This window comes from Bacillus sp. SD127, assembly GCF_058566445.1.
In genome coordinates this window covers 2,278,711-2,304,558 of record NZ_CP191226.1, presented here as the reverse complement: position 1 = coordinate 2,304,558, position 25,848 = coordinate 2,278,711, and the positions used below count along the sequence as shown (strand labels likewise).

At 43.5% G+C, this 25,848-nt stretch carries 20 protein-coding genes and 2 pseudogenes; 9 read left to right on the top strand and 13 right to left on the bottom strand.

Translation table 11 applies throughout. The features are described 5' to 3' along the window. The first annotated feature begins 149 nt into the window (after positions 1–149). From ACQVGS_RS12170 to parC, 3 genes are all read left to right on the top strand, one after another. Positions 150–557: a CoA-binding protein gene (locus ACQVGS_RS12170; protein WP_024121592.1), complete on the top strand. Its 408-nt coding sequence runs from the start codon at positions 150–152 to the stop codon at positions 555–557. A gap of 390 nt (positions 558–947) precedes the next feature. Continuing rightward, the gene (parE, locus tag ACQVGS_RS12165; protein ID WP_095713928.1) at positions 948–2,915 is read left to right on the top strand and encodes a DNA topoisomerase IV subunit B; all 1,968 of its coding nucleotides are present in this window, start codon (positions 948–950) and stop codon (positions 2,913–2,915) included. Between the two features lie 3 nt (positions 2,916–2,918). Continuing rightward, positions 2,919–5,336 (top strand): DNA topoisomerase IV subunit A, encoded by a 2,418-nt coding sequence (gene parC, locus ACQVGS_RS12160; RefSeq protein ID WP_491830270.1) that lies wholly within the window; start codon positions 2,919–2,921, stop codon positions 5,334–5,336. A gap of 50 nt (positions 5,337–5,386) precedes the next feature. Here parC and ACQVGS_RS12155 read toward each other — a convergent pair whose 3' ends face one another. Both ACQVGS_RS12155 and ACQVGS_RS12150 read right to left on the bottom strand, forming a co-directional pair. Further along, positions 5,387–5,512: a hypothetical protein gene (locus ACQVGS_RS12155; RefSeq protein ID WP_010334426.1), complete on the bottom strand. Its 126-nt coding sequence runs from the start codon at positions 5,510–5,512 to the stop codon at positions 5,387–5,389. A gap of 24 nt (positions 5,513–5,536) precedes the next feature. Beyond that, positions 5,537–5,887, bottom strand: a complete 351-nt coding sequence (locus tag ACQVGS_RS12150; RefSeq protein ID WP_044155717.1) for a hypothetical protein — start codon at positions 5,885–5,887, stop codon at positions 5,537–5,539. A gap of 457 nt (positions 5,888–6,344) precedes the next feature. Here ACQVGS_RS12150 and ACQVGS_RS12145 point away from each other — a divergent pair, with 457 nt between their 5' ends. The 3 genes from ACQVGS_RS12145 (at position 6,345) to ACQVGS_RS12135 (ending at position 9,912) form a co-directional block, all read left to right on the top strand. Further along, positions 6,345–7,742: an alanine/glycine:cation symporter family protein gene (locus ACQVGS_RS12145; RefSeq protein ID WP_106021643.1), complete on the top strand. Its 1,398-nt coding sequence runs from the start codon at positions 6,345–6,347 to the stop codon at positions 7,740–7,742. Between the two features lie 333 nt (positions 7,743–8,075). Beyond that, positions 8,076–9,575, top strand: a complete 1,500-nt coding sequence (locus ACQVGS_RS12140; RefSeq protein ID WP_491830269.1) for a cellulase family glycosylhydrolase — start codon at positions 8,076–8,078, stop codon at positions 9,573–9,575. 76 nt (positions 9,576–9,651) lie between these two features. After that, a complete protein-coding gene (locus ACQVGS_RS12135; RefSeq protein ID WP_103671509.1) occupies positions 9,652–9,912 on the top strand; it encodes a YnfE family protein in 261 nt (86 codons plus the stop codon). Positions 9,913–10,310: 398 nt separating this feature from the next. Here the strand turns inward: ACQVGS_RS12135 and ACQVGS_RS12130 are convergent, their stop codons facing one another. From ACQVGS_RS12130 to ACQVGS_RS12115, 4 genes and pseudogenes are all read right to left on the bottom strand, one after another. Further along, entirely contained in the window at positions 10,311–11,456 is a 1,146-nt protein-coding gene (locus ACQVGS_RS12130) for an alpha/beta hydrolase (protein ID WP_106021640.1), read from the bottom strand. Between the two features lie 531 nt (positions 11,457–11,987). After that, positions 11,988–13,259 carry a glucuronoarabinoxylan endo-1,4-beta-xylanase XynC gene (gene xynC, locus ACQVGS_RS12125; protein WP_491830268.1) on the bottom strand — a complete coding sequence of 424 codons (1,272 nt, stop codon included), beginning with the start codon at positions 13,257–13,259 and terminating at the stop codon, positions 11,988–11,990. A gap of 173 nt (positions 13,260–13,432) precedes the next feature. Next, on the bottom strand, positions 13,433–14,971 hold the full coding sequence (gene xynD / locus ACQVGS_RS12120) for an alpha-L-arabinofuranosidase (RefSeq protein WP_188323778.1): 1,539 nt from the start codon (positions 14,969–14,971) through the stop codon (positions 13,433–13,435). A gap of 525 nt (positions 14,972–15,496) precedes the next feature. Further along, positions 15,497–15,646 (bottom strand): annotated as a pseudogene (locus ACQVGS_RS12115) (6-carboxyhexanoate--CoA ligase); the annotation flags it as partial. A gap of 222 nt (positions 15,647–15,868) precedes the next feature. Here ACQVGS_RS12115 and ACQVGS_RS12110 point away from each other — a divergent pair. The 3 genes and pseudogenes from ACQVGS_RS12110 (at position 15,869) to uptA (ending at position 17,897) form a co-directional block, all read left to right on the top strand. Then, entirely contained in the window at positions 15,869–16,327 is a 459-nt protein-coding gene (locus ACQVGS_RS12110) for a GtrA family protein (RefSeq protein ID WP_127695106.1), read from the top strand. 6 nt (positions 16,328–16,333) lie between these two features. Beyond that, positions 16,334–17,227: pseudogene (gene galU, locus ACQVGS_RS12105) on the top strand (UTP--glucose-1-phosphate uridylyltransferase GalU). A gap of 73 nt (positions 17,228–17,300) precedes the next feature. Then, positions 17,301–17,897, top strand: coding sequence for an undecaprenyl phosphate transporter UptA (uptA, locus tag ACQVGS_RS12100; RefSeq protein WP_106021636.1), 597 nt, complete (start codon positions 17,301–17,303; stop codon positions 17,895–17,897). Positions 17,898–17,944: 47 nt separating this feature from the next. On the opposite strand, the gene ACQVGS_RS12095 is transcribed toward uptA, so the two are convergent. The 7 genes from ACQVGS_RS12095 to ACQVGS_RS12065 form a co-directional block, all read right to left on the bottom strand. Then, positions 17,945–19,144: a DHH family phosphoesterase gene (locus tag ACQVGS_RS12095; protein WP_106021635.1), complete on the bottom strand. Its 1,200-nt coding sequence runs from the start codon at positions 19,142–19,144 to the stop codon at positions 17,945–17,947. Between the two features lie 166 nt (positions 19,145–19,310). Next, positions 19,311–20,840 carry an acyl-CoA carboxylase subunit beta gene (locus ACQVGS_RS12090; protein ID WP_127695102.1) on the bottom strand — a complete coding sequence of 510 codons (1,530 nt, stop codon included), beginning with the start codon at positions 20,838–20,840 and terminating at the stop codon, positions 19,311–19,313. Between the two features lie 19 nt (positions 20,841–20,859). Continuing rightward, positions 20,860–21,642: an enoyl-CoA hydratase gene (locus tag ACQVGS_RS12085; RefSeq protein ID WP_103671513.1), complete on the bottom strand. Its 783-nt coding sequence runs from the start codon at positions 21,640–21,642 to the stop codon at positions 20,860–20,862. Between the two features lie 16 nt (positions 21,643–21,658). Continuing rightward, positions 21,659–22,561 carry a hydroxymethylglutaryl-CoA lyase gene (gene ldeG, locus ACQVGS_RS12080; RefSeq protein WP_106022099.1) on the bottom strand — a complete coding sequence of 301 codons (903 nt, stop codon included), beginning with the start codon at positions 22,559–22,561 and terminating at the stop codon, positions 21,659–21,661. Positions 22,562–22,576: 15 nt separating this feature from the next. Then, entirely contained in the window at positions 22,577–22,798 is a 222-nt protein-coding gene (locus ACQVGS_RS12075; protein ID WP_069486614.1) for an acetyl-CoA carboxylase biotin carboxyl carrier protein subunit, read from the bottom strand. Positions 22,799–22,811: 13 nt separating this feature from the next. Further along, a complete protein-coding gene (locus ACQVGS_RS12070; protein ID WP_106022100.1) occupies positions 22,812–24,146 on the bottom strand; it encodes an acetyl-CoA carboxylase biotin carboxylase subunit in 1,335 nt (444 codons plus the stop codon). A gap of 13 nt (positions 24,147–24,159) precedes the next feature. Next, positions 24,160–25,809, bottom strand: coding sequence for an AMP-binding protein (locus ACQVGS_RS12065; protein WP_188323779.1), 1,650 nt, complete (start codon positions 25,807–25,809; stop codon positions 24,160–24,162). Positions 25,810–25,848 lie beyond the last annotated feature (39 nt).

Here is a 25,848-nt window from a genome sequence, read left to right as displayed (position 1 = left end):
AATGTCCCTAATCTCTATTTTAACATGAGATGTCATGATCTGATGATAAGTTTTTTTGTAAAGTTGCTTACAAATCTAATCAGCCATACATCATATTTTGATTTCTTCCTTTTCGGTCGTGTAGAATAAACAAAAAGGAGTGGTCTATCATGCAAAACCCTTCAAAAGCGGAAATCAAAGAAATTCTTGATGGAAGTAAGAGAATTGCTGTAGTCGGGCTTTCAGACCGTCCCGATAGAACATCGTATATGGTATCAAAAGCGATGCAGGATGCGGGATACGAAATCATACCAGTAAATCCGACGATCGAAGAGGCGCTTGGTGTAAAAGCCGTATCATCGTTAAAAGAAATTGACGGTCCGATTGATATCGTAAATGTATTCAGACGTTCAGAACAGCTTCCTGATGTCGCTAAAGAGTTTCTGGAGACAGATGCCCCGGTATTTTGGGCGCAGCAAGGACTGGTAAACGAAGAGGCTTATCAGATGCTGAAGGAAGAAGGCAGAACGGTCATCATGGATCTGTGCATAAAAGTGGCACACGCTGTAACAAAATAGGTGCAGAGCTGCAAAAATCCTTGTGAATTCAAGGATTTTTGCTTTTTCATGTAAAGATATTGTTTGCGAATTACTGTGAAACAGATACAATAAAGCTTGAACAGCTTTTTTTGAATGCCTTGCTAAGCTGGGTTCCGGCCGTTCGATTTGCGAAGGTCCGCTGCTTTATATATAATAAACAAACATACGTTCTCATCTCGGAAAAACAGCACTTTTGGATGTTTTACGGAATGATTCGTTAGCTGTATGTTGAGAATGGGATGACATTGGTTATAATGAAGAGTCCAAGGCAGAAGCGCACCGGGGCAAGGATTATGAAAAATACTTTTATACAATTGACAAGTAACAATGAAAAAGAGAATGTTAGTTTTTTGAAAGGGGTTTGTACGTTTGGCTAGAAAACAGCAATTTGATTACAACGAAGATGCCATACAGGTGCTGGAAGGCCTTGAAGCCGTAAGGAAAAGGCCGGGTATGTATATTGGCTCAACCGACGCGAGAGGCTTGCATCACTTGGTTTATGAAATTGTAGATAACTCCGTCGATGAGGTACTTGCCGGCCATGGAGATCACATTATCGTTAAAATACATAAAGACAACAGTATTTCTGTACAGGATAGAGGCCGCGGCATGCCGACTGGAATGCATAAACTCGGCAAACCAACCCCTGAGGTCATTTTAACGGTGCTTCACGCAGGCGGAAAATTCGGTCAAGGCGGTTATAAGACAAGCGGAGGGCTTCACGGCGTCGGCGCATCTGTCGTGAATGCTTTATCTGAATGGCTAACGGTTACGATTGAGCGGGACGGCTTCGTCTATCAGCAGCGTTTTGAAAACGGAGGTAAACCGGTCACATCTCTCGAAAAGATTGGCAAAACGAAAAAGACAGGCACACTTACTCACTTTAAGCCTGATCCGACAATGTTCAGCACAACAACTTATAATTTTGAAACGCTTTCTGAACGCTTACGGGAATCAGCGTTTTTATTAAAAGGATTAAAAATTGAACTGATTGACGAGCGGAACGGCCAGCGTGAAGTCTTTTATTATGAGAACGGAATAGAAGCGTTTGTTGCTTACTTAAATGAGGAAAAAGATGCTCTGTCTGAAGTGGTCTCATTTGAAGGAGAGCATCATTCCATCGAAGTGGATTTTGCGTTTCAGTTTAACGACGGCTATTCAGAAAATATCCTGTCGTTTGTTAACAACGTCAGAACAAAAGACGGCGGTACTCATGAGTCAGGTGCAAAGACAGCGATGACGAGAGCCTTTAATGAATATGCGAGAAAAGTGGCTTTGCTGAAAGAAAAGGATAAAAACCTTGAAGGCACAGATATAAGGGAAGGGCTTTCAGCTATAATCTCTGTCCGTATTCCTGAAGAACTTCTTCAATTTGAAGGACAAACAAAAGGAAAACTCGGCACAAGCGAAGCAAGATCTGCTGTAGACGCAATCGTATCAGAACAGCTTGCTTACTTTTTAGAGGAAAATCGGGACACCGCTACTCTTCTTGTGAAAAAAGCAATAAAGGCGAGCCAGGCGCGAGAAGCGGCACGTAAAGCCCGGGAAGAAGCCAGAAGCGGCAAAAAACGAAAAAAATCAGAAGCGACATTAAGCGGTAAGCTGACACCTGCGGGTTCGAGAAATCCGGCAAAAAATGAATTGTATCTCGTTGAGGGTGACTCTGCGGGTGGTTCAGCAAAGCAGGGAAGAGACCGCAGATTCCAAGCGGTTCTGCCATTGCGCGGTAAAGTCATTAACACGGAAAAAGCAAAGCTTGCTGATATCTTTAAAAACGAAGAGATTAATACGATCATTCATGCCATCGGCGGCGGTGTCGGGGCTGATTTTTCAGTCGACGACATTAACTACGATAAAATCATCATTATGACGGATGCCGATACTGACGGCGCTCATATTCAAGTACTGCTTTTAACCTTTTTCTATCGCTATATGAAGCCGCTCATTGAGAATGGAAAGGTATTTATTGCACTGCCTCCTTTATATAAGGTCAGCAAAGGCAGCGGGAAAAAAGAAATCATTGAATATGCATGGTCTGATGAAGAGATGGATGATGTACTGAAAAAAGTCGGCAAGGGCTATACAATCCAGCGATACAAGGGTCTTGGTGAGATGAACGCAGATCAGCTGTGGGAAACGACGATGAATCCGGAATCCCGTACGCTTGTAAGGGTCAAAATTGACGACGCGGCACGTGTTGAGAGACGCGTGACGACATTAATGGGCGATAAAGTAGAGCCGCGCAGAAAGTGGATTGAGAAAAATGTAGCTTTCGGCTTGGATGAAGAAAGCAATATTTTAGAAAATGAAAACTTATCGGTCGCTGAGGAGGTTTAATGATTGTCACAGCCAGAATTATTTCATGATTTACCATTAGAAGAGGTGATCGGCGACCGTTTTGGACGCTATAGTAAATATATTATTCAAGACAGGGCGCTTCCTGATGCGCGCGACGGTTTAAAGCCCGTACAGCGCAGAATTCTGTATGCGATGCATACGGACGGAAACACATTTGATAAAAATTTCAGAAAAGCGGCCAAAACGGTCGGTAATGTCATCGGTAACTACCATCCGCACGGTGACAGTTCGGTGTATGAAGCAATGGTGCGGATGAGCCAGGATTGGAAAGTGCGGAATGTATTAATTGAAATGCACGGGAATAACGGAAGTATAGATGGAGATCCTCCGGCGGCCATGCGTTACACAGAAGCGAAGTTGTCTTCGATTGCATCAGAGCTTCTGCGGGATATTGACAAAAATACTGTTGAATTTGTCCCAAACTTTGATGATACAAGCAAGGAGCCTGTTGTACTTCCGGCTATGTTCCCTAACTTGCTGGTCAACGGATCTACCGGTATATCTGCAGGATACGCGACTGATATACCGCCTCATCATTTAGGAGAGGTCATTGATGCTGTTATTAAACGCATTCAAATGCCGTCATGCTCTGTAGACGATCTCATGGAAGTGATCAAAGGGCCTGACTTTCCGACAGGCGGAATTATCCAGGGCGTTGATGGCATTAGAAAAGCCTACGAAACCGGAAAAGGGAAAATTATTATCCGCGGAAAAGCTGAGATCGAAACGATCAGAGGCGGACGTGAGCAAATTGTGATTACAGAAATTCCGTTTGAAGTCAATAAAGCCAACCTTGTGAAAAAAATGGACGAGTACCGTATTGATAAAAAGGTTGAGGGCATCTCCGAGGTTCGAGACGAAACAGACCGAACCGGCCTTAGAGTGGTCGTAGAACTAAAGAAAGAAGCAGATGCCAAGGGCATTTTGAATTACTTATATAAAAATACTGATTTACAGATTACGTATAACTTTAATATGGTGGCGATCCACAACCGCCGTCCAATGCTGATGAGTCTGCCATCTATTTTAGATGCATACATCGGCCACCAAAAAGAAGTTGTCACAAACCGATCCGTTTACGAGCTTCAAAAAGCAAAAGACAGACATCACATTGTAGAAGGTCTTATGAAAGCTTTATCGATCTTGGATGAAGTTATCGCAACGATTCGCTCCTCAAGCGATAAACGTGACGCCAAAAACAATTTAATGGCGAAATATGAATTCACTGAGCCTCAGGCTGAAGCTATCGTGTCCTTGCAGCTATATCGTTTAACAAATACCGATATCACAGCGCTCAAGGAAGAGGCTGAAGAGCTCAGCAAAAATATTGAAGAGCTTGAATCGATTTTGAGCAATGATAAAAAGCTGTTAAAGGTCATTACAAACAGCTTAAAAGCGCTGAAAAAGAAATATGCGGACACGAGACGCTCTGTCATTGAAGAAAAAATTGAGGAAATCAAAATTAATCTTGAAGTCATGGTTGCCTCTGAGGATGTATACGTGACCGTTACAAAAGATGGCTACTTAAAGCGCACAAGCCAGCGTTCCTTTGCCGCTTCAAACGGACAGGATTTTGGAATGAAGGACACAGACAGGATGCTGCACCAGTTTGAAATGAATACGACAGATGTGCTGCTGCTTTTCACGAATAAGGGAAGCTATATCTATTGTCCGGTTCACCAGCTGCCTGATATCAGATGGAAGGACATGGGCCAGCACTTTTCTAACATAATCACGATTGAACGTGACGAAACGATTGTAAAGGCCATACCGATAAAAGAGTTTGATCCAACTGCTTATCTTTTATTCTTCACGAAAAACGGCATGGTGAAAAAGACAGAACTCACCCATTACAAAGCACAGCGTTATTCTAAAGCACTTGTGGCGTTAAATCTAAAGGGTGAAGACGAGCTGATTGATGTACATGTGACAAATGGTGACAGTCAGATCTTGATGGCGACACATCTCGGATATGGCCTATGGTTTGGAGAAGATGAAGTAAATGTTGTGGGCGCACGTGCAGCTGGCGTTAAAGGAATTAACTTGAAAGATGGAGACTTTGTCGTGTCAGGAGAAATTCTGAATGAGTCTGATTCTCTCGTATTGTTTACACAGCGGGGAGCGGTCAAACGTATGAGTCTTTCTGAGTTTGAAAAGACCTCCCGTGCAAAACGGGGAGTCGTTATGCTGCGTGAACTGAAGAAAAATCCGCATCGTGTCGTTTCGCTGTTCGCGTGCGGACTTGATGAGCGGTTTATGGCAGAGACGGAAAAAGGGGACAGAAAAGAACTGCAGGCTAAAGAGCTGCGAACAAACGACAGATACAGCAATGGTTCATTCTTTATTGATGAAGAAGAATCAGGCAAGGTCACAGCTGTCTGGCGTCTTACAACTGAATAATCATTAAAAAACCCGCCCACATATCGTGAGCGGGTATATTTTGTTTTTCATCAGCTTTCATGGCTGGTGAATAAGTCTGTCACGGCATGAATGACTTCAATACCTTGCCATACAAATAAGTTCAGCGCTGTGAAAGAGAACAAGCCTAAAATCACCATTCTTAAGATAAACAACATGTTAACAGCCTCCTCATATTTTCGTTATATATTCGGGTGATGTTGAACATGAAGTTTGTCGAAATAAGACGATTGATAAAATTTGGCCAGTATAAAGCTTTTTCTTCGCTGCCGTCTCCGGGAGTAACATATATCTTTGTTTTCCGCGGTCATCAGCAGCACAGCCATTGAGAAGGCAGTCAGCGCAAAAGCTCCGGTGATGGATTTTTTTTCATCATCTGCATTTTGGCCAGCTTTCATCTCATGCATTTCCTGCTGGTCGGCTACCGCTTTATAATGATGGCCAATATCAAAGGCGTGGGGAATTGAGAACAAATGAAAACTGGCAATCGCCAAAAATAAGATGGACGCTTTAAGTATCGTTACTTTTTTCAAATGATCTCCCCCCTTCGATATTACTGAATATTTTTATAATGATACCCCAGACCATCTTAAAAGTAAACCTGATTTATTAAATTTAAAAATAAAATTCACTTTGTTAAGTATATATCGTTTCAGTTCCTTTTTAAAGTGAAATGTCTTTTATTAGTATATGTATACCCGATCTAGGGTGTGATTCAAAACATATTTTAAAGTTATGTTTGCAGCTCAAAAATTATCACGATATACACCCTAAGGTTAGGGAGAAACAAGCGGAGAATGAATAGAAAGGGAGACTCTTTTTATTGATTTCTAATGATTTTATTCATAGAAAATAAAAAATCAAACTAACATAATATTCTTCCGAAAAAACTTTCTAATTCGACATATTGTGATATAATAATACTCGTTGTGTTAAAAAATCTAACATCAAAAATGAATTCAGCATGAATTGCAAAAACGGGAGGTAAGTATGGAGTCTTTTTTCAGCAAAATGATTAATATTCCAAGTGCCTTTATTTGGGATTATTTAGTCTATATTTTAGTAGGGCTTGGATTATTTTTTACAATTCGTTTTGGTTTTATCCAATTCCGATATTTTATTGAAATGTTTAGAATAGTAGGTGAGAAGCCTGAAGGAAATAAAGGCGTTTCATCTATGCAGGCGTTCTTTATTTCTGCGGCATCCCGAGTTGGTACAGGAAATTTGACTGGTGTGGCCTTAGCAATTGCAACAGGCGGACCAGGAGCTGTATTTTGGATGTGGGTTGTAGCTGCTGTAGGGATGGCTTCAAGCTTTGTTGAGAGTACGTTAGCGCAGCTTTATAAGGTGAGAGACGGGGAGGATTTCCGCGGCGGACCGGCCTACTATATCCAAAAGGGTCTTGGAGCTAGATGGCTCGGCATTGTATTCGCTGTTTTAATTACTGTATCGTTCGGTTTAATCTTTAACGCTGTTCAAACTAACACAATAGCGGGTGCCTTAGATGGCGCTTTTCATGTGAATAAAACAGCAGTAGCCATCGTTCTTGCTGTTTTAACTGCGTTTATTATTTTTGGCGGTTTAAAACGTATTGTGGCGGTATCACAATTAATTGTTCCGGTAATGGCAGGCATTTATATTCTTATTGCTTTATATGTAGTGATTACTAACATTTCTGCATTCCCGGGAATTATCGCAACAATTGTCAAGAACGCTTTCGGCTTCGAACAAATTGTCGGCGGCGGTTTAGGAGGCATCATTATAACCGGCGCAAAACGGGGACTATTCACTAACGAAGCAGGAATGGGAAGCGCGCCGAATGCAGCTGCGACAGCTCATGTTTCGCACCCGGCAAAACAGGGTCTTATTCAGACATTGGGTGTATTTTTCGATACATTTATTGTCTGTACATCCACTGCGTTTATCGTATTACTTTACAGCGTAACGCCAAAAGGTGACGGTATTCAAGTAACACAGGCTGCATTAAATCACCATATTGGAAGCTGGACGCCGACTTTTATAGCCATCGCAATGTTCTTATTTGCATTCAGTTCAGTTGTCGGAAACTATTATTATGGTGAGACAAATATTGAATTTATTAAAACTAGCAAGCTATGGCTGAATATTTACCGTATCGCGGTTATTTTTATGGTTGTTTACGGATGTATGGCAGACTTTCAACTTGTTTGGGACATGGCGGATCTCTTTATGGGGCTCATGGCGCTAATTAACTTAGTTGTGATCACACTGCTGTCAAACGTAGCATACAAAGTCTATAAAGATTACGCGAAACAGCGCAAACAAGGACTTGATCCTGTGTTTAAAGCGAAAAATATCCCAGGACTGAAACACGCTGAAACTTGGGAAGAAGAGAAACAAGAAGCATAATTTATAAAGAATACGGCTGCATTCAAGTCATTGAATGCAGCTTTTTATTTGCCGAAAAAAAGCGGAATCTTTTGATTTCATCAAAAAATAACGTGTAAAGTCCTGAACAAGCACTTTTATCCCCTGATATACACGTGTCAGCTGTATAAGAAGCAACACAAAAAGAGTCAATTGACAGGCTTTTTTGCTGTCTAAAAACAAGAAATTAGGTTGATAGACAATCATGAGAAAGATTTTTACAATGAGTCCGTGTTTAAAAAAAGAAAGGGAGGGAGAGCGGCAGCTAATAGGCAGACATTTTACATGATTATTTGGAGGAGGAGAGAATGCTATATGAAACGTTCAGTCTCTATCTTTATCGCTTGTTTATTAATGACAGTATTAACAATTAGCGGTTTCGCGGCACCAGAAGCCTCTGCAGCAGGGGCGAAAACGCCTGTAGCCCTTAATGGGCAGCTTAGTATCAAAGGTACTCAGCTAGTCAATCAAAACGGAAAACCGGTGCAGCTGAAGGGGATCAGCTCACACGGTTTGCAGTGGTTCGGCGATTATGTCAATAAAGACACTTTAAAATGGCTAAGAGACGATTGGGGAATTACCGTCTTCCGGGCGGCAATGTACACGGCTGACGGCGGTTATATAGAGAATCCGTCTGTGAAAAATAAAGTCAAAGAAGCTGTTGAAGCGGCAAAAGAGCTCGGAATATATGTCATCATTGACTGGCATATTTTAAATGACGGCAATCCAAATCAAAATAAAGAGAAGGCAAAAGAATTCTTTAAGGAAATGTCAAGCCTTTACGGAAGCTCACCAAACGTTATATATGAAATTGCTAATGAACCGAACGGTGATGTAAATTGGAAGCGCGATATCAAACCGTATGCGGAAGAAGTGATTTCCGTTATCCGTAAAAATGACCCGGATAACATCATTATTACCGGAACAGGCACTTGGAGCCAGGATGTCAACGATGCTGCGGATGATCAGCTTAAGGATGCAAACGTCATGTACGCGCTTCATTTTTATGCCGGTACACACGGCCAGTTTTTAAGGGATAAAGCGGACTATGCGCTCAGCAAAGGAGCTCCGATTTTTGTAACGGAATGGGGGACGAGTGACGCTTCCGGAAATGGAGGGGTATACCTTGACCAGTCGAGGGAATGGCTGAATTATCTCGACAGCAAGAAAATCAGCTGGGTAAACTGGAACCTTTCTGATAAGCAGGAATCATCCTCAGCTTTAAAGCCGGGGGCATCTAAAACAGGCGGCTGGCCGTTATCAGATTTATCCGCTTCAGGGACATTTGTAAGAGAAAACATCCGCGGCTCCCAAAATTCGAGTGAAGACAGATCTGAGACGCCAAAGCAAGAGAAACCCGCACAGGAAAACAGCATCTCTGTGCAATACAGAACAGGGGATGGAAGTGTGAACAGCAACCAAATCCGTCCTCAGATCAATGTGAAAAACAACAGCAAGACCACCGTTAACTTAAAAAATGTAACTGTCCGCTACTGGTATAACACGAAAAACAAAGGCCAAAACTTCGACTGTGATTACGCGAAGATCGGATGCAGCAATGTGACGCACAAGTTTGTGACATTACATAAACCTGTAAAAGGTGCAGATGCCTATCTGGAACTTGGGTTTAGAAACGGGACGCTGTCACCGGGAGCAAGCACCGGAGAAATTCAAATTCGTCTTCACAATGAGGACTGGAGCAATTATTCACAAGCCGGGGATTATTCTTTTTTCCAGTCAAATACGTTTAAAGATACAAAAAAAATCACATTATATAATAACGGAAAACTGATTTGGGGAACAGAACCCAAATAGTGACTGTTTTGACGGACATCACAATTGGTGTCCGTTTTCATTATCTAACAAGCGGCAGAACAAGGAGGTACAAGCTGTGGACGAAACATTGAAACAGTATATGTTGCTGTTCAAACAAAACAGCGACTTGGTTAACGAACCGGACTATCCAGGAAAGGAAAAAGATATCCAAAACCAAAAAGAACAGATTGAAGCCTACGAAAAACTTCTGCAGCAAGGCTTTACCAGCGATTATGATTATGATGAGTTTGCTGATTCGGTGATCAAATGCGCATACGGTGATATGACATTGGAAGAGCTGGAAGCCGTATATTATGGGTTGACTTCGCCATTTTAAAGTTTCTTAATAAGACTTCCTGAAGCTCAGGCATTTGACACTTGAAATGAAAAGCAATCGAAATTGGCCAACCTGCAAGTAATTTTCTTATTCCGTCTCACTAACTTAAGTATACTTTGTTATTGAGACAGAATTTTTTTGAAATTAATTACTTCCTAGAATATATATTATGTTAACTAAAATAAGTCGTAAATCCACACCATTGTTGTTCAGCCTCTCTTATGCCAGGATTATTATCTGTATAAGAAAAAAACTTTAAAGTAGCTCGCGAAAACAATAATTGTTTAGGTGCAATGAAATTTGACAAATCATTGCACCCTTGAGCTTGTAATAATAATCTATTTCGTCAGTTGATTTTTTTAATTGTTTTGCCGCTTCCAATGCCCAATTCGGTTATGTCACTTGTTGCTGGTCTTCTTGATCAAGTCCACGCCATCGTATGCCAGACTCTCCACACTTGCAGCCTTCTGCAGTATGTAATGATCAAAAAAGTTCTTCGTATAGTCTGTAACAAGATTTCGCATCTCTATAGCATCCCGTTCGCCTCTGAGTTCCTCATTAACACTGGTAAACACGATGTCGCAGTAATCTAAATGCGCAACACGATCAACAGAGAAATAATAGGTTTCCATGCTATTGTTATCGCCAATTATCGCATTCATGTTATAGTTAGGTTCACAAAACAGTAGCAAAAAGGGTTTCTTAAGGTCGCTGTCGAGAAGGCCGAACGCACCGCTATCCAAGCCAATCCCGCAGGCGAACCGGTCGTCGTCCCGGCAAACAATCGCCGTCGTAGGCCCTCCATAAGAATGTCCGACTATGCCCATGCCGATGTCAAGCAACAATCTGCCCTTAAAGATGGAATTCAGCTCTCCAGAGTCCAGTTTGTAAAGATAATCGGCTACATACCTTACATCTTCTGCCTGTAATTCACTATACTCTGTTAACTTGGCAAGTATCGGCAGTGTAAGCAAGTTATGGCACATCTCAATGGCAGTTTCATCGTCAGGCCGCATCTCCATCTTACCAGCCAACGCCAGCATCTCCGTATCTTCAGAAAACGCCATAATGACATCCGAAAAATCCTTTGATACATTAAACAGGCGCCCATCTTTACGCTTATACATTGTGCTATTCTGATGGCCGATGCTTACCACAACATATCCCATGCTTGCCAAGTCTGTACAGATCACTGTACCCCATTCTGGAGAACCGCCACCGCCGCAAACATAGAATAACACCGGATAGCGCTTTTCCTTCCCGGAGAGAGCAATGTCGTCGTAACACTGGGTCTTGATATCTATAGAGAAAACATCCTTCCCTTTAAGATACGCAGTGACAAGTGGCTGCTCATTAAACATCTCGTAGACTTCAGGAAACATGTACGTTGATGTAGTCTTCCCTTCGCTGCTGTCAGATGGATAATACACAAACGCCGTCAGTTCTCTTTTTGAGTGATCTGATGCCGTGTACTCAACATCCATCTGGGTTCGACCGACAGTATAGCCGCCAATTGGTTCTGGAAATGCGTCATAAGTTTTCACTTTCTTGTTCCCCCTTCATTAATAAAAGTGGCGAATGTGAAATACATACATTGCGCTATAAGCGCTTTTCAAAACTGTTTTAGGGTCTGTTTCAACAAGAACCCAAAAATCGTATTCTAGTTCACTGAACAAGCGAACATTCCTTTTTAGTTAAGGACTATATAATTCCCAATAATTATTTCCAAACTTGCTGCTTCTTTTCATGTTAATGAGCGAATACATGTGTACACCTCTTTTAACAAGATTTTTCTATAAAATTTTGACAAGGTTCTACAATACCCTTCTATAAATATTCATAATATCTCAGTGATAGTGCATCGGTCGTTCAGAATGGATCCACTTTTACTTTCCCAAATAATAAAGGGTAATACAACTCTGTCATTTTCAGAAACAGAATTGTATTACCAAAAATTCGAAAAAACCCATCAAATTAAATATATAATTTCTTCCTCTAGTTTCTTCCTCTTCCCTGGTTTTGCAATATGGATTTTTGGCAAAACATGTCCGCGGGCCCGCTTGCCTGAGGTGCCCTTAACGATTTGCGACAAATGTTGTCACGCTTTGAGCTGGAAGATGGGCCCAAAAATGATTGCCTGTTACATTGAGATTCGTTCCAGGTTGAAGATTGCTGCTTCCGCTTGTTATCCACCTAGATACCTGAGAAGCAGATCCATTCTGCAACACAAAGTTTTGGTTGACCCCTGTGTTACTTTTGTTAATGGCAACAATAACGACCTTGTTATCACCTTTATAGGCTGACACGTAAACGTTCGCATTAGGATTTTTCGTTGCATCTACCCTTACATAGCCGGGACGCACAAACTTCGAGAAATGAGCCATATTGTAACCGCGTTTGCTGATCGTACCGTCCTCTTTCATAGGACCGTAAGATCTGCGGATGTACCACCAAACATAAGCTTGAAAATCTCCCTCCACCATTGAATGGTGAATATGCTCTGAAACGCCTAATGCCTCGGGCCAGCGATCCGCTGAATTGTTGTCACTGTTTGGATAGTATACTTCCGTCATCCATAGCTCTTTCCCTGCTCCTTTTTGTTTGAATAGAGGATAAGGAAACTGACTGATCTGAGTACCGTACAGATGAGTTCCGAGAATATCCATATTCCTAAGCGCCTGTGGATCGTTCAAAATGGGGTCCGATATATTTTTAAAGTACTGAAAAGATTCTGGTGCAATGACACGTGCATTAATGGAGCCGGCATTTTCTCTCATGAAACGAAGTATTTCTTGCGGAGTCCACCACGTCCATTCGTGTGCATAATCAGGCTCGTTTTGAACAGAAATCGCATAAAGATTCACGCCATTATTCTTCATGTAGGTAACAAAGTCGTTAAGATGCTGCGCGTATGCGGCGTACTTATCGTATCTTAGCCGTTTAGCTGATGTGTCACCATTACGATTGAAGGTCTCAACCATATCGCTTGGAGGATTCCAGGGAGAAGCAAAAACGATTGCTCCATGTTTGATCGCATTCTTTGCAGTCTCCACTTCTCTATACCAATTATTTCTATTTTCATCCACATGAATTCTTAAGATTGAAAAACCTAACTGATTCTGTCCATTGCCAAAAGCGGTTTCTCTTTGAGCTGCTGTCAAATCTCCAATCCAAGCCGGGTGGTTCATGCCTCCAAAACCGCGGATCACTTGTTTTTCTGCAGATAAATTAATTGTTACATCACTTGCTGCTAAAACTTCAGTAGCACCTGGCCCGGCTAACATGACTGACAGCATAGTGAAACATACCAATAATACACAAATTGGTTTTTTTACGCTTGAAATCATTTTTTCCTCTCCTTCATATGTCTTTTACGGTATTAGAAGAATCTGATCTGTCTTCTTTTATATTGCAAACAAAAGGTTGTATATCAAACTTTTCCTTATATCCATAATGGGGGCTGCTCCGGCGTTGGTCAGTTCTGCACCCTTCTCGTTTCTTAAGCGGAGCCATTACGGTGCTATCTTTGCGTAAACTGCCAGTAATCAAAATTAAACAAGTTTCCTGTACCTGTTCCGGTAAATACAAAGAAAACTTTGTGTACACCGGTTGCACCGCTTACCGCAGTTTCTATTTCTCTCCAGGTTTGCGCTCCGCCTGTGGAAAGTACATTCAGGGTTCCTGCAAGCTTACCGTTTGCACTGTCTAGACGCACTTCTATTTTCCCGCCTATAGTGGATGCTACATTTGCTTTAAACGTTCTGGCACCGCCCGCCCCGAAGTCTGCATTTCCTACAGCAATCCAGTCTCCGTTATGAATGCTTGTTACATTTTGATTATTTACCGGCCCGCCGGTTGCTGAAGATTTCTCGGTCAATATGCGTCCATTCCAGGCAAACGTTTCAGCTTCTACCCGGTTAAATGGATTCAAATTGGAAAGCTGTGTTACGCCTGCATAATTTGCCGCAACCTCTTGAATGGATCCATCTGCATTATGCACCAGCTTATTAATATGGGGAGAACGGTATCCTTTGCCGGCCCCGAACAGAGCGGAACTGACAGTTTGGGTATGGTACACCACATACCACTCATTTTTTAAATTGAAAACAGCATGGTGGTTGTTTCCGCCACCTCCGAAAAATGCTCCCGGATTTTTCAGGAAGTGCCCTCTATATGTAAAGGGACCCATGGGACTTGAGCTGGTCATATAGCCGATCTCACCTGGGGGTTTATCGGCCGGGTGCGTGCCCCCGAAATTGATGCAATAGGAATAGTAATATTTTCCGTTATGCTTATGCATTCCCGAATCTTCAAACATAAAAGGCGCATCAATTGTAGCTGCACTTCCAACAACACTGGTCATATCAGGCCCCAATTTCATGACTCTTGCTGTTTTAGGATTGGCCCATTGTCCCTGCGTTGGATTTGAACCGCCAGGAACGCCTCCCCCGGCATACAGGTAACCGGTGCCGTCATCATCTACAAATACTGCCGGATCAAAAAGCCATACAACACCGGACATTCCTGGCGTACTTGGCGTTACGAGCGCTTTTCCGATTGGGTCGGTCCATGGGCCAATCGGGCTGTCTGCGGTGAGAACCCCGATACCTCCGCCGCTGTTTGCGAAATAAAGGAAGAATTTATCCTTACCATTTATCTTTTTAACTGCGACTGACGGGGCCCAGGACGCACCTGCCCATTTCGCAATCCCCCGGCCGCCATTAGCCCCGTTGGCACCTGCTACCGGAATGGCTCCGTGGTCTGTCCAGTTCACCATATCCGCTGAAGAGATGACGAATACTCTATTCAAATTGGCAAATGAGTTATCCTTAATCGTTCCGTTGCTATTATATTCATAGTCATCACTTGACATATAGATGTAGACTCTTCCGTTATAGGTCAGCGCAAACGGATCTGCTCCCAAATGATGGTCTATAAGGGGGTTTGAATTCCCTGCATGTTTTGCAATTGTAGTACTGGCTGCATACGCAGACTCCCCAAATAAGCAACTCAATAATAAAGCAAGAACCCATAAACATACGCTACACTTTTTACTCATGACTTAACATCCTCCTTTTTTCTAAAAATGGGGGGTGATCACACAGGTCATGAAGGACACATAAATCGGATGCTGATCGTATCATCGAACGGTGAAAAAGCGCACTGACATTCAAATAAGGTATATTTAGCCCCCCTTTTCCTCCGCCATCCTGATGACACGTACCACAGCTTGCCGATGCATGCTTCTGGCAGGAAATAAAAAGGCAGGATTTTTCAAGAGTTCCCTCCGATCACATTGAATAGAGATGCAATATTATACAAAATATCCCTTTATCTAACATCCTAGCATGATTATAATAAATGTGTATAGAATACTTTCGGAGGAATTATTGTTCGGTTTTACAAAGAAACTGGATACATTTATTCATTGAATATATAAGGTGGGAAAATCAGTCTTAAAAGGTTTTCAGGCGCAAAAAAACAGCCGTTCAGAGCGGCTGTTTTTTTTAGAGTACAAGAACTATTGCGGTATACCCGCCGTCCATAACTACGGCCTGACCTGTGATGCCTTTTGCTTTGTCGCTGTCCCTCTCGAGTGCGAGAAGCCTTTATGTAATAAGCCATTCACCCCTTCCTGTAAACCGCTGTAAGTGATGACCCGTTCTCCGCCTTGTTCATAGGGGGCGTCCTGGAAAGCTCTCATTCTGACGCTATAATATGTTTCTTCCTGCATCATATTCCCCTCCTTTCTAACCTTGAGAATGAATGTTAACTAAACTCATTAAAGGTCAACACTTGTGCAGGATATTAGTGTTCCTCGTAAAATATGTCAACCTGCACGATCAAACTATTAACTTAATGAATCTGCAAGGCCTCATTATTTTTTCATGTTTTGTTCATATTTTAGTAATTGTTTATTCAACACTGTCCTCTAAAGTAATCCATATCAACAAATGTGACAGCCATCTGCATTTTTTATGAAGGGAGGTCAAAACTGGGTGCCGTTATGTTGAGAGAAAAAATAAAAACATTAGGCCGTTTTTGCACCGTGGGCGTCGGCAATACGCTGATAGATTTTGGTGTCTTCTTTCTTCTCACCGCTTGTCATGTCCCTTATCTGCTAGCACAGATCTGCTCCTATTCGGCAGGTATCATCAACAGCTATGTGTGGAACCGGAATTGGACGTTTCGTGTAAAACGTAAGGCTGACGGAAAAGAGATCGTGCGCTTTCTCATGATTAATATTGCCGCGTCGGGGATCACCTTTTTGCTGCTTTATTTGTTTCAAAAAGGCGGCTGTTCGCTTTTGGTGAGTAAGCTCGCCGCCACAATCGGCGGAATGATGATGAATTTTATCGGAAACCGAATCTGGGTATTTGGAGATTCGCTGAAAAACATACAGGATCAGGAGTGAAGATGAATGAGAAAAAAAGTGAGAAAAGCGGTCATTCCCGCAGCGGGTTTAGGAACGAGATTTCTGCCGGCGACAAAGGCGCAGCCGAAAGAAATGCTCCCGATCGTCGACAAACCAGCAATTTAATACATTGTAGAAGAGGCCGTAGAGTCAGGAATTGAGGATATACTGATTATTACAGGGAGAAACAAACGCTCGATTGAAGATCATTTTGACCGGTCGGCGGAATTGGAATTCAATCTGCGGTAAAAAGGCAAGACGGAGACGCTAAAGGAAATACAGCAGATTGCCGATTTGGCCAATATTCATTATATCCGCCAGAAAGTACCGCTCGGCTTAGGTCATGCGGTGCTGTGTGCGGAGCATTTTATCGGAGATGAGTCTTTTGCCGTTCTATTAGGCGATGATATTATGGTGTCTGAAAAGCCGGCTCTTCGGCAATTAATGGATGTATACGCCGATTATGACACAGAGGTTGTCGGCGTACAGTCTGTTCTCCCTGAGGATGTCAGCAAATATGGCATTATTCAGACATCAGGCTCTCAAGGCCATGTGTATGAAGTGAACGATTTAGTTGAAAAACCGTCTCCGGAAGAAGCTCCTTCCGAAACTGCAGTAATGGGAGGATATGTACTGAATCCTTCTATATTCCCTGTTTTGAAGTCGATCGGGAGAGGCGCAGGCAATGAGATTCAATTAACAGATGCACTTCGTGAGGTTTGCCGTACCCAGCCTATTCATGCGCGGCTTCTGGAAGGAAAACGATATGACATTGGCGATAAATTGGGCTGTTTTAAAGCAAGCACCGAAATCGGCTTAATGCGTCCTGAAATGAGATCTCAGCTTTTAGCTTATTTAGAAGAAGTGCTCAAACGGGAAACAAAAGAAGTGCTGCGATAAAAAAATTTGTAACCATCTTGCTCGTCAATCAGTCATATAATAGTGAAAAAGATAAGGACAGGTTGTGAAGAATGTGAGCAGTTTGATAAGCGAAATTTTAACTTGGCTGACGAATATGGGATATGCGGGCATTGCAATTGGTTTGATGATCGAAATCATACCGAGTGAAATTGTATTGGCCTATGGCGGCTATATGGTATCGGAAGGCACGATTGGATTTATCGGCGCCATCATTGCGGGGGTTATCGGGGGCACCATTGCCCAGATCTTTATTTATTGGATCGGACGCTATGGCGGAAGGCCGTTTTTGGACAAATACGGGAAGTACTTATTGATTAAAAAGCATCACATTGACATGTCAGAAAACTGGTTTCAAAAGTACGGTACGGGGGTTGTCTTCTCGGCACGTTTTATACCGGTTGTCAGACATGCGATATCAATTCCCGCAGGCATTGCCAAAATGCCGTTTCTCAAATTTGTGGTACTGACTGTACTTGCTATCATTCCGTGGTCTATCCTGTTTGTTTATTTAGGCATTCAGCTCGGAAGCCAGTGGGATGACGTTGAGAACATTGCGGGCACTTATACAACACCGATTATGATACTGGCTATAGTGGTCATTGCACTTTATTTTGTCATAAAAAAACGCACAGCCATTTTTAAACGATAGCTAATGGATATGCATAGGGAGGACTCTCCCCTATGCATATTTTTTTGTTATTTTCGATGATGATTTGAAAGCTTCATATGTTCCGCTAAAAATGCGACAAACACTTCATCCCGTACAAGAGATGCCGCGTAATTCCTTTTAATAAACCATTCTGCTTCCTCAAAAGCCGAGAAGGTTTCATCCTGTGTCTCCCCGTTAATTTGAATGTTCCATGCGTTGTCCGAAGGAAACAGGAAGAATCTCATTTGTTCGCGATTTTCGTATAATGAGCCGTTTGCCGACCCTTTCAGATTATAGAAATTACGGAATGCATCTGGGCGGACCGGTTCCATTCGGAATGCTTCAGCTACAAACAAATCGTATACTTCGTCCGTTATGGAACAGCCTGAAGCCTTCGCATGCCCCCCGCCTCCGTACCGGCCTGCTACTTCTGAAACATCAATGTAATCATGAATGGTGCGCAAGCTGGCTCGTTTTGATCCCATGCTTAAAATGGCAATGTAATCAAGATGCGGATTGTCTTTTCCGAGTCTGTTTCCGAGTTCAGAATGGTACGATTCTGCGTGAACGATACCTACACAGTGTTCGTGAACAAAGGTTTGCACCATTTCTCTTTTTTTCCTGCGAAGGTAGCGCTCGATTTTCTCTTCTTCTAAATCAAGCAGTTTCACTTCAAATTCATCAAAGAAGAATTCGTCATGGGCAGAAAGCCGTTGAATCATTTTTTGTTCAAATTCATCGATTGAAAGCAAAAAGAAAAGGTCATTGAGCCGCTTTGCCTGTTTTTGATCGTACTGCTCCCATTCCCAAGTGTCGTATTGGCGGATGAGCTCTGTAAATTGATCTAAGGCGTTTGTCGGCTTCATCAGATCATTTTGGACAAGATAGTCGTATAAAAGAGATGTGGCCGATGCAAGACGTCCGTCATCGTATTCCACCTGGACAAATCCCCACTCATGCTCATTCAAATGAAGGGCTGTTTTATGGTGGTCAATCAGTTTCACTTTTCCGCCCGCATGGACATACTCGTTCAGCCTCTTTTCATTTTCTTCATTGACAGCAAGATCCGTGATAAATAAGGCATCGTGTCTGCTGCTCTCTTTTGCTTTTTCTAAGAAGTATTGGACTTGAGCATTTAAGCCGTTGACAGAGTTATAACGGACCTCAACTTCTTTCCCGAAAGCCAATTTCGCAACGATCCCGCACCCTACTCCGTCCAAGTCGTTATGTGAATATAAATGGTACATAATAAAGGCCCCTTTTTATCATACTGGAGATTGCCGCTATAGGTGTGCGGCAGCCTTTATTTACTATTGTAAAAAACAGAGGGTTTTATGCACAGTTGATTAGTTTACATAATAAAATTATCTAAAACAATAAAAAGAGCGCTTATCACGCTCCTGGTACTTCCTTTTAAACTGGATAGACCGGATGTTTTCGATTGGTGAATGTCACTTCCTTTGTCATGTACGCCATAAGCCGTTTGTGCAATTCCTCGCGCAATGAATTGGCTGGGATTACCGCGTCAATGATCATCTCTGAAGCCAAGCGGTATATATTGATGTCCTCTTTGTACTCCTCGCGTTTGCTGCTGATAAATTGAGCCTTCTCTTCTTTCGGCAGCTCGGAGATTTTTTTGGCATAGACAGCGTTTACGGCTGCTTCAGGGCCCATTACGGCGATTTGTGCGGTTGGAAGCGCTATGCAGCAATCCGGTTCGAAAGCCGGTCCGGCCATAGCATATAATCCCGCTCCATAGGCTTTTCTCACAATTACAGAAAGCTTGGGGACGGTTGCTTCTGACATCGCTGAAATCATTTTGGCTCCATGGCGGATAATTCCGGCCTGTTCTACCTTTGTGCCGATCATAAAGCCGGGAATGTCCGCTAAGAACAGCAAAGGAATATGAAAGGCGTCGCATAATGTGATAAATTTAGCGGCTTTGTCCGCTGAATCGTGGAATAAGACACCGCCTTTTACTTTTGGCTGATTCGCGATAATTCCGACAGGCTGTCCGTGAATCCTCGCAAGACCTGTAATGATTTCCGGTGCGAATAAAGCTTTGATTTCAAAAAAAGAGCCTTCATCTATTACACGATCGATCAGCTCAAACATATTAAAAGGTGCATTTTGGTTTTGCGGAATAACGTCAGAAAGCGGTATGTCAAAGAGCTTTGGCGGCCGTTTTTCTTGTACAGGCGCTTTTTCTTTATAATTTGCCGGAAAGTAAGATAAATATGAGCGTGCCAAGTGAATGGCTTCTTGTTCAGTTTCAGCGAGAATATCTCCGCAGCCAGAAACTGAACAATGCATGCGGGCGCCTCCCATCTCTTCAAGTGACACCTTTTCGCCGATCACCATTTCCGCCATCCGCGGCGAGCCTAAATACATGGACGCGTTACCGTCTACCATGACGACAATATCGCAGAAGGCAGGAATATAAGCACCCCCAGCTGCGGACGGGCCGAATAGAAGGCAGATTTGGGGAATGCGCCCTGACAATTTGACCTGATTGTAAAAAATTCTCCCTGCGCCTCTTCTGCCCGGAAATACATTGATCTGGTCGGTGATTCTGGCGCCTGCCGAATCGACTAAATAAATGAGCGGACAGTTTAATTTTTCTGCTGTTTCTTGTATTCTGATGATTTTTTCAACTGTTTTTGCTCCCCAGGAGCCTGCTTTCACTGTAGAATCATTTGCCATGGCGCAGACAGTTTGGCCGCCGATTTTACCGATGGCGGTTACGACTCCGTCGGCGGGAAGCCCGTCTGACATACATTCTGCAAAAAAAGCGTCCTCAAGCTCGATGTCATCATCAAATAAAAGGGCAAGCCGCTCTCTAACAAAGAGCTTGCCTTTTTCTTGGTTGCTGCGATGATACTTCTCCGCTCCGCCTTTTTGTATCCTTTCCGCCCGTTCTGTTCGTTCTTTTTCATAATCCATAAGGTATTCCCTCCGATCTTTATTCTCCCGTGTATACGGCACGTCTTTTTTCTTGAAAGGCTTGAAGTCCCTCTGTCCTGTCCTTTGTCGGGATCGTGTGTTCATATGCTTTTTGTTCAATTGATAATCCCGTTGCAAGGTTTGTTTCCAATCCTTTATTGATCGCGAATTTAGCCTGGCGGACGGCAATTGGTCCGTTAGCTGAAATGGCTTCTGCCAGTTCCCCTGCTTTCGCCATAAGCTCACAAGAAGCCGTAACATGCTCTACAAGGTTTATCTCTTTGGCTTCATGTGCGGTTATGCGTCTGCCTGTATAAATGAGTTCTTTTGCTTTTCCTCTGCCGATCAGACGTGGAAGTCTTTGTGTCCCTCCTGCGCCTGGGATAATAGCTAAAGCCGTTTCCGGAAGGCCTAACGTAGCGTTCTCGGCTGCTATTCGGATGTCGCATGCCAATGCCAATTCAAGCCCGCCTCCTAAAGCACTTCCGTTTATGGCTGCTATCACCGGCTGCGGCAAGGCTTCGAGTAAAGCAGCGGTTCTGTGAATGAAGGATACACTTTTGAGAACCTGATCTTGTTTCATTTTTATTCTTTCTTTCAAGTCTGCTCCCGCACAGAACGCTTTTTCACCGGCGCCTGTCAGGATGACGCAGCGGATTTTCGTGTTGAATTCGATTTCTTGGAGAATGGATTGCAGGTCTCTAAGCATTTCTGCCGAAAGGGCATTTGCCGCATGGGGCCTGTTAAGGGTGATAACAGCAATGTGTTCTGTTTTTGCAGTGAAAAGAATAGATTCTCCCATTGGTATTTCCTTTCTTTTATAAAGATGATTTATACACCTGTAAATTTCGGCTCGGAAGATGTTTCCCGATTTTCTCCTCGATCCATTTGGCTGCTGGAAGTAACTTGGCGAGCTTTACGTTTGTTTCGATTCCCATTTGATCAAGCATGTACACGATATCTTCTGTCGCAGCATTTCCCGATGAACCTGGAGCATATGGGCAGCCGCCAAGCCCGCCCGTTGAGCCGTCAAATGTGGTGATGCCCATTTGCAGAGCGGTGAGAATGTTGGCGAGAGCCGTTCCCCTTGTATCATGAAAGTGGAGTGCGAGCTGGCTTGCCGGGAATCGTTTCAAAAGCGCTTCAAGTACGATTTCAACCTGTACAGGATTTGCCGCGCCGATCGTATCTCCAAGCGATAGTTCAGAAATTCCGAATTCAAATAAAGATTCTGCCAGGCGAATCACTTGTTCGATCGGTACATGTTTTTCATACGGACAGCCGAAAACTGTGGAGAGATAGGCTCTTACTGTAAGATTTGCTTTTTTTGCGTCGTCTGTTACTTGTTTGAGAACTTGGAGAGTGTCAGCAGTGGATTTGTTGATGTTTTTTACGTTGTGTGTTTCGCTTGCGGACATAAAGACAGAAGCTTCGTCAATACCCCCTTCCAGCGCATTCTCCAGTCCCATTTGATTAGGGACAAGTGCTGCGTACGTGATGCCTTTTACCTGGCTGATGCCTTTTGCCACATCTAGAGCATCTCGAAGCGCGGGAATCCATTTTGGATGAACGAAGGATGTTATTTCGATATAGGGGAGTCCTGTCTGGGAAAGCTGGTTGATCCAAGCGATTTTGTCTTCTGTTGCAAGCCACACCGGTTCGTTTTGCAAGCCGTCCCGCGGGCCGACTTCTCTTAACATGACTTTTTTAGGATAGGACATGGTAAGCCTCCCCGATTATTGAGTTGGATCGTTCAGTTCGAGCAGCACATCACCTTCATTCACGAAATCACCTTCCTTTTTTTTCACTTCTTTGACTGTTCCGCTTCTCTCTGCAACAATCGGGATTTCCATTTTCATTGATTCTAAAATGGCGACTTCCTGGCCTTTTTCAATGTGGTCTCCGGCTTTGACATGCACCTTCCACAGGTTCCCTGCCATCTGAATGTGTATCGTCATGACAGCTGCCTCCTTATAAGTTGTTTTTCAAAAAATCAGTTGTGACGTCTCCTTTTTTGAATGCTTCTGATGAAGCAGCCTGTAAGAGAAGCGGAATATTCGTTTTGATCCCTTCTATCCGATAGTCACGGAGCGCCTCCTTTAGCCTCTCAATCGCTTCCTCTCTGTTTTGGCCTTTGACGATCATTTTGGCGATCATCGGATCGTAAAAAGGCGTAACTGCGCTCCCTGTTGTTACTGCACATTCGTGTCGGACTCCATATTGTTCCGGGAGAGAAAAAGCGGTGATTGTTCCCGGTGACGGATAGAAGGTTTTCGGATCTTCCGCATATATTCTGACCTCTATGGCATGCCCGTTTCGTTTTATGTCCTGCTGAGCGAATCTGAGAGTCTGTCCCTCCGCAACCCTTAATTGCTGCTCAACTAAATCTAAACCTGTAATTTCTTCAGTCACGGGATGTTCTACCTGCAATCTCGTATTCATTTCCAGAAAATAAAAGTTTTTATTTTCATCGACTAAAAATTCGATCGTTCCCGCATTGGCATAGCCAATCGCTTTGGCTGCTTTCACTGCCGTTTCTCCTATCTTCATTCTCAGCTCATCATCAACAAATGGAGATGGGGCTTCTTCAATGACCTTTTGGTGGCGCCTCTGGACAGAACAATCACGTTCAAACAGATGCACTGCATGCCCGTGGTGATCGGCAAGAATCTGAATTTCGATGTGGCGGGCGTGTTCAATCACCTTTTCTATATACATGGACCCGTCTCCGAAAAAATCTGCTGCTCGCTTTTTGTTTCCTTCATACGCCTTTATCAATGCTTCTTCGTTTGGAACGAGCTGCATTCCGATGCCTCCTCCCCCTGCTGAAGCTTTCAGCATAACGGGGTAGCCGATTTCACTCGCGGCGAGGCAGGCTGCCTGAATATCTCCAAGAGATTCGGAAACACCCGGCACTACAGGAACACCTGCCTCCTCCATCGCCTTTCGTGCTTCAATTTTACTTCCCATTTTGGCAATCACAGCGGGTGAAGGACCGATAAATACAATGTTTTCTTCTTTGCAGCGTTGCGCGAAACGGCTGTTTTCAGACAATAATCCATATCCCGGATGGATGGCGTCGGCATTTGCCTTTTTCGCCGCTTCTATGATTCTCTCAATATTTAAATAGCTCTCACTGACTCTCGATTCTCCGATATAATAAGCCTCTGTTGCTGCCTTTGTATGAAGCGCATCTCTGTCTGCTTCAGAATATACCGCTGCCGTTTTGATCCCAAGGCGGCTGCACGTACGTATGATTCTCATTGCGATTTCTCCGCGATTGGCAATCAGCACTTTTGTAAACAAATGAAATCACCCCTCATTGACTTGATGGTAAGTGAAACAGCTGAATCGTTTTTTCACGCAGCTTGTATTTTTGAATTTTGCCTGAGGCCGTCATAGGATACTCGTCTGTAAAGATGAAATACCGCGGAATTTTGTGGCGGGCGATTTTCCCTTTGCAATAGGCTTTCAGCTCTTCGGGTGAAGCTGTTTTTCCCTCTTTCAGCTTAATCCAGGCAGCTGCCTCCTCCCCGTATTTTTCGTCAGGCACACCAACTACCTGTACATCTAAAATATTAGGATGGCGGTATAAAAATTCTTCTATTTCTCTCGGATAAACGTTTTCACCGCCTCTGATGAGCATGTCTTTTAATCTCCCGTTGACGCGGCAGTATCCGTCTTCATCCATCACAGCGAGATCACCGGTAAAGAGCCATCCTTCTGGGTTGATTGCCTTTTGCGTAGCTTCTTCGTCTTTATAATAGCCCTTCATCACATGATAGCCGCGGGTGCAAAGCTCTCCCTGTACGCCTCTTTGAACCTCATTAAACGTGCCGGGCTCCACAATTTTTACTTCGACCTCAGGCAAGGCTCGGCCGGTTGTTTCCACTCTTCTTTGGAAGGAATCATTAGCTCTTGTTTGTGTGATCACCGGCGAAGCTTCCGTTTGTCCGTAGGCGATTGTGATGTCTGTCATGCCCATTTTTTCAATGACAGCTTTCATCACCTCACTTGGACAGGATGATCCTGCCATGATGCCTGTTCGCAACGATGACAGATCATAAGAATCAAAATCTTGAAGATGAAGCTCCGCGATAAACATCGTCGGTACACCGTGCAGTGCTGTGCATGTCTCGTTTTCAACCGTTGTAAGGACTGTAGCAGGTTCAAATTCTACAACAGGTACCATGGCTGCTCCGACGGACACACATGCCAAAACGCCAAGCACGCAGCCGAAGCAATGGAAAAACGGAACCGGAATGCACATGCGGTCAGATGAGGTTAATTTCATACATTCAGCGATATTTGCGGCGTTGTTGATGACATTAAAATGAGTCAGCATCACTCCTTTAGGAAATCCTGTCGTTCCTGACGTGTATTGCATGTTAATGACATCATCTTTTTCAAGGCTGCTCATTCTTGCTTCCAGCTCGGCATCTGACACTGTTTGTGCCAACATCTCTGTATCGTCCCAATGATACATACCAGGTAAACGTTTTTCACCGATATAAATCAATGTTTTTAAACACGGATAGCGTTCTGATTGCAGCTGCCCGGGCTCTGCTTCCTTCAGCTCGGGAATTAAGCTGTTCAGGATCTCTGTATAAGAAGTGCCGCGATATGAATCCATGACGATAAGTGCATCCGCATCTGATTGTCTCAGCAAGTAATCAAGCTCTTGGGATTGGTAATTTGTATTTACGGTAACGAGCACAGCCCCGATTTTTGCGGTGGCGAATTGAGCAGCAAGCCATTCCGGTATATTCGAGGCCCATATGGCCACGTGGTCTCCCTTTCTAATTCCCATCCCCATGAGCCCTTTAGCGGTTTGGCGGCACAGCCTGTTGAATTGCGCGTACGTATAGCGGAGATTCCGGTCAGGATAGACAACCGCTTCTTGATCAGGATAGGCTGCTGCCGTTTGTTCCAGCAGCCTGCCGATTGTGCAATGGATGAGTTCAGACATGTGTCGGTCCTCCTTTCACGAGATCAGAAAGCGTTTACA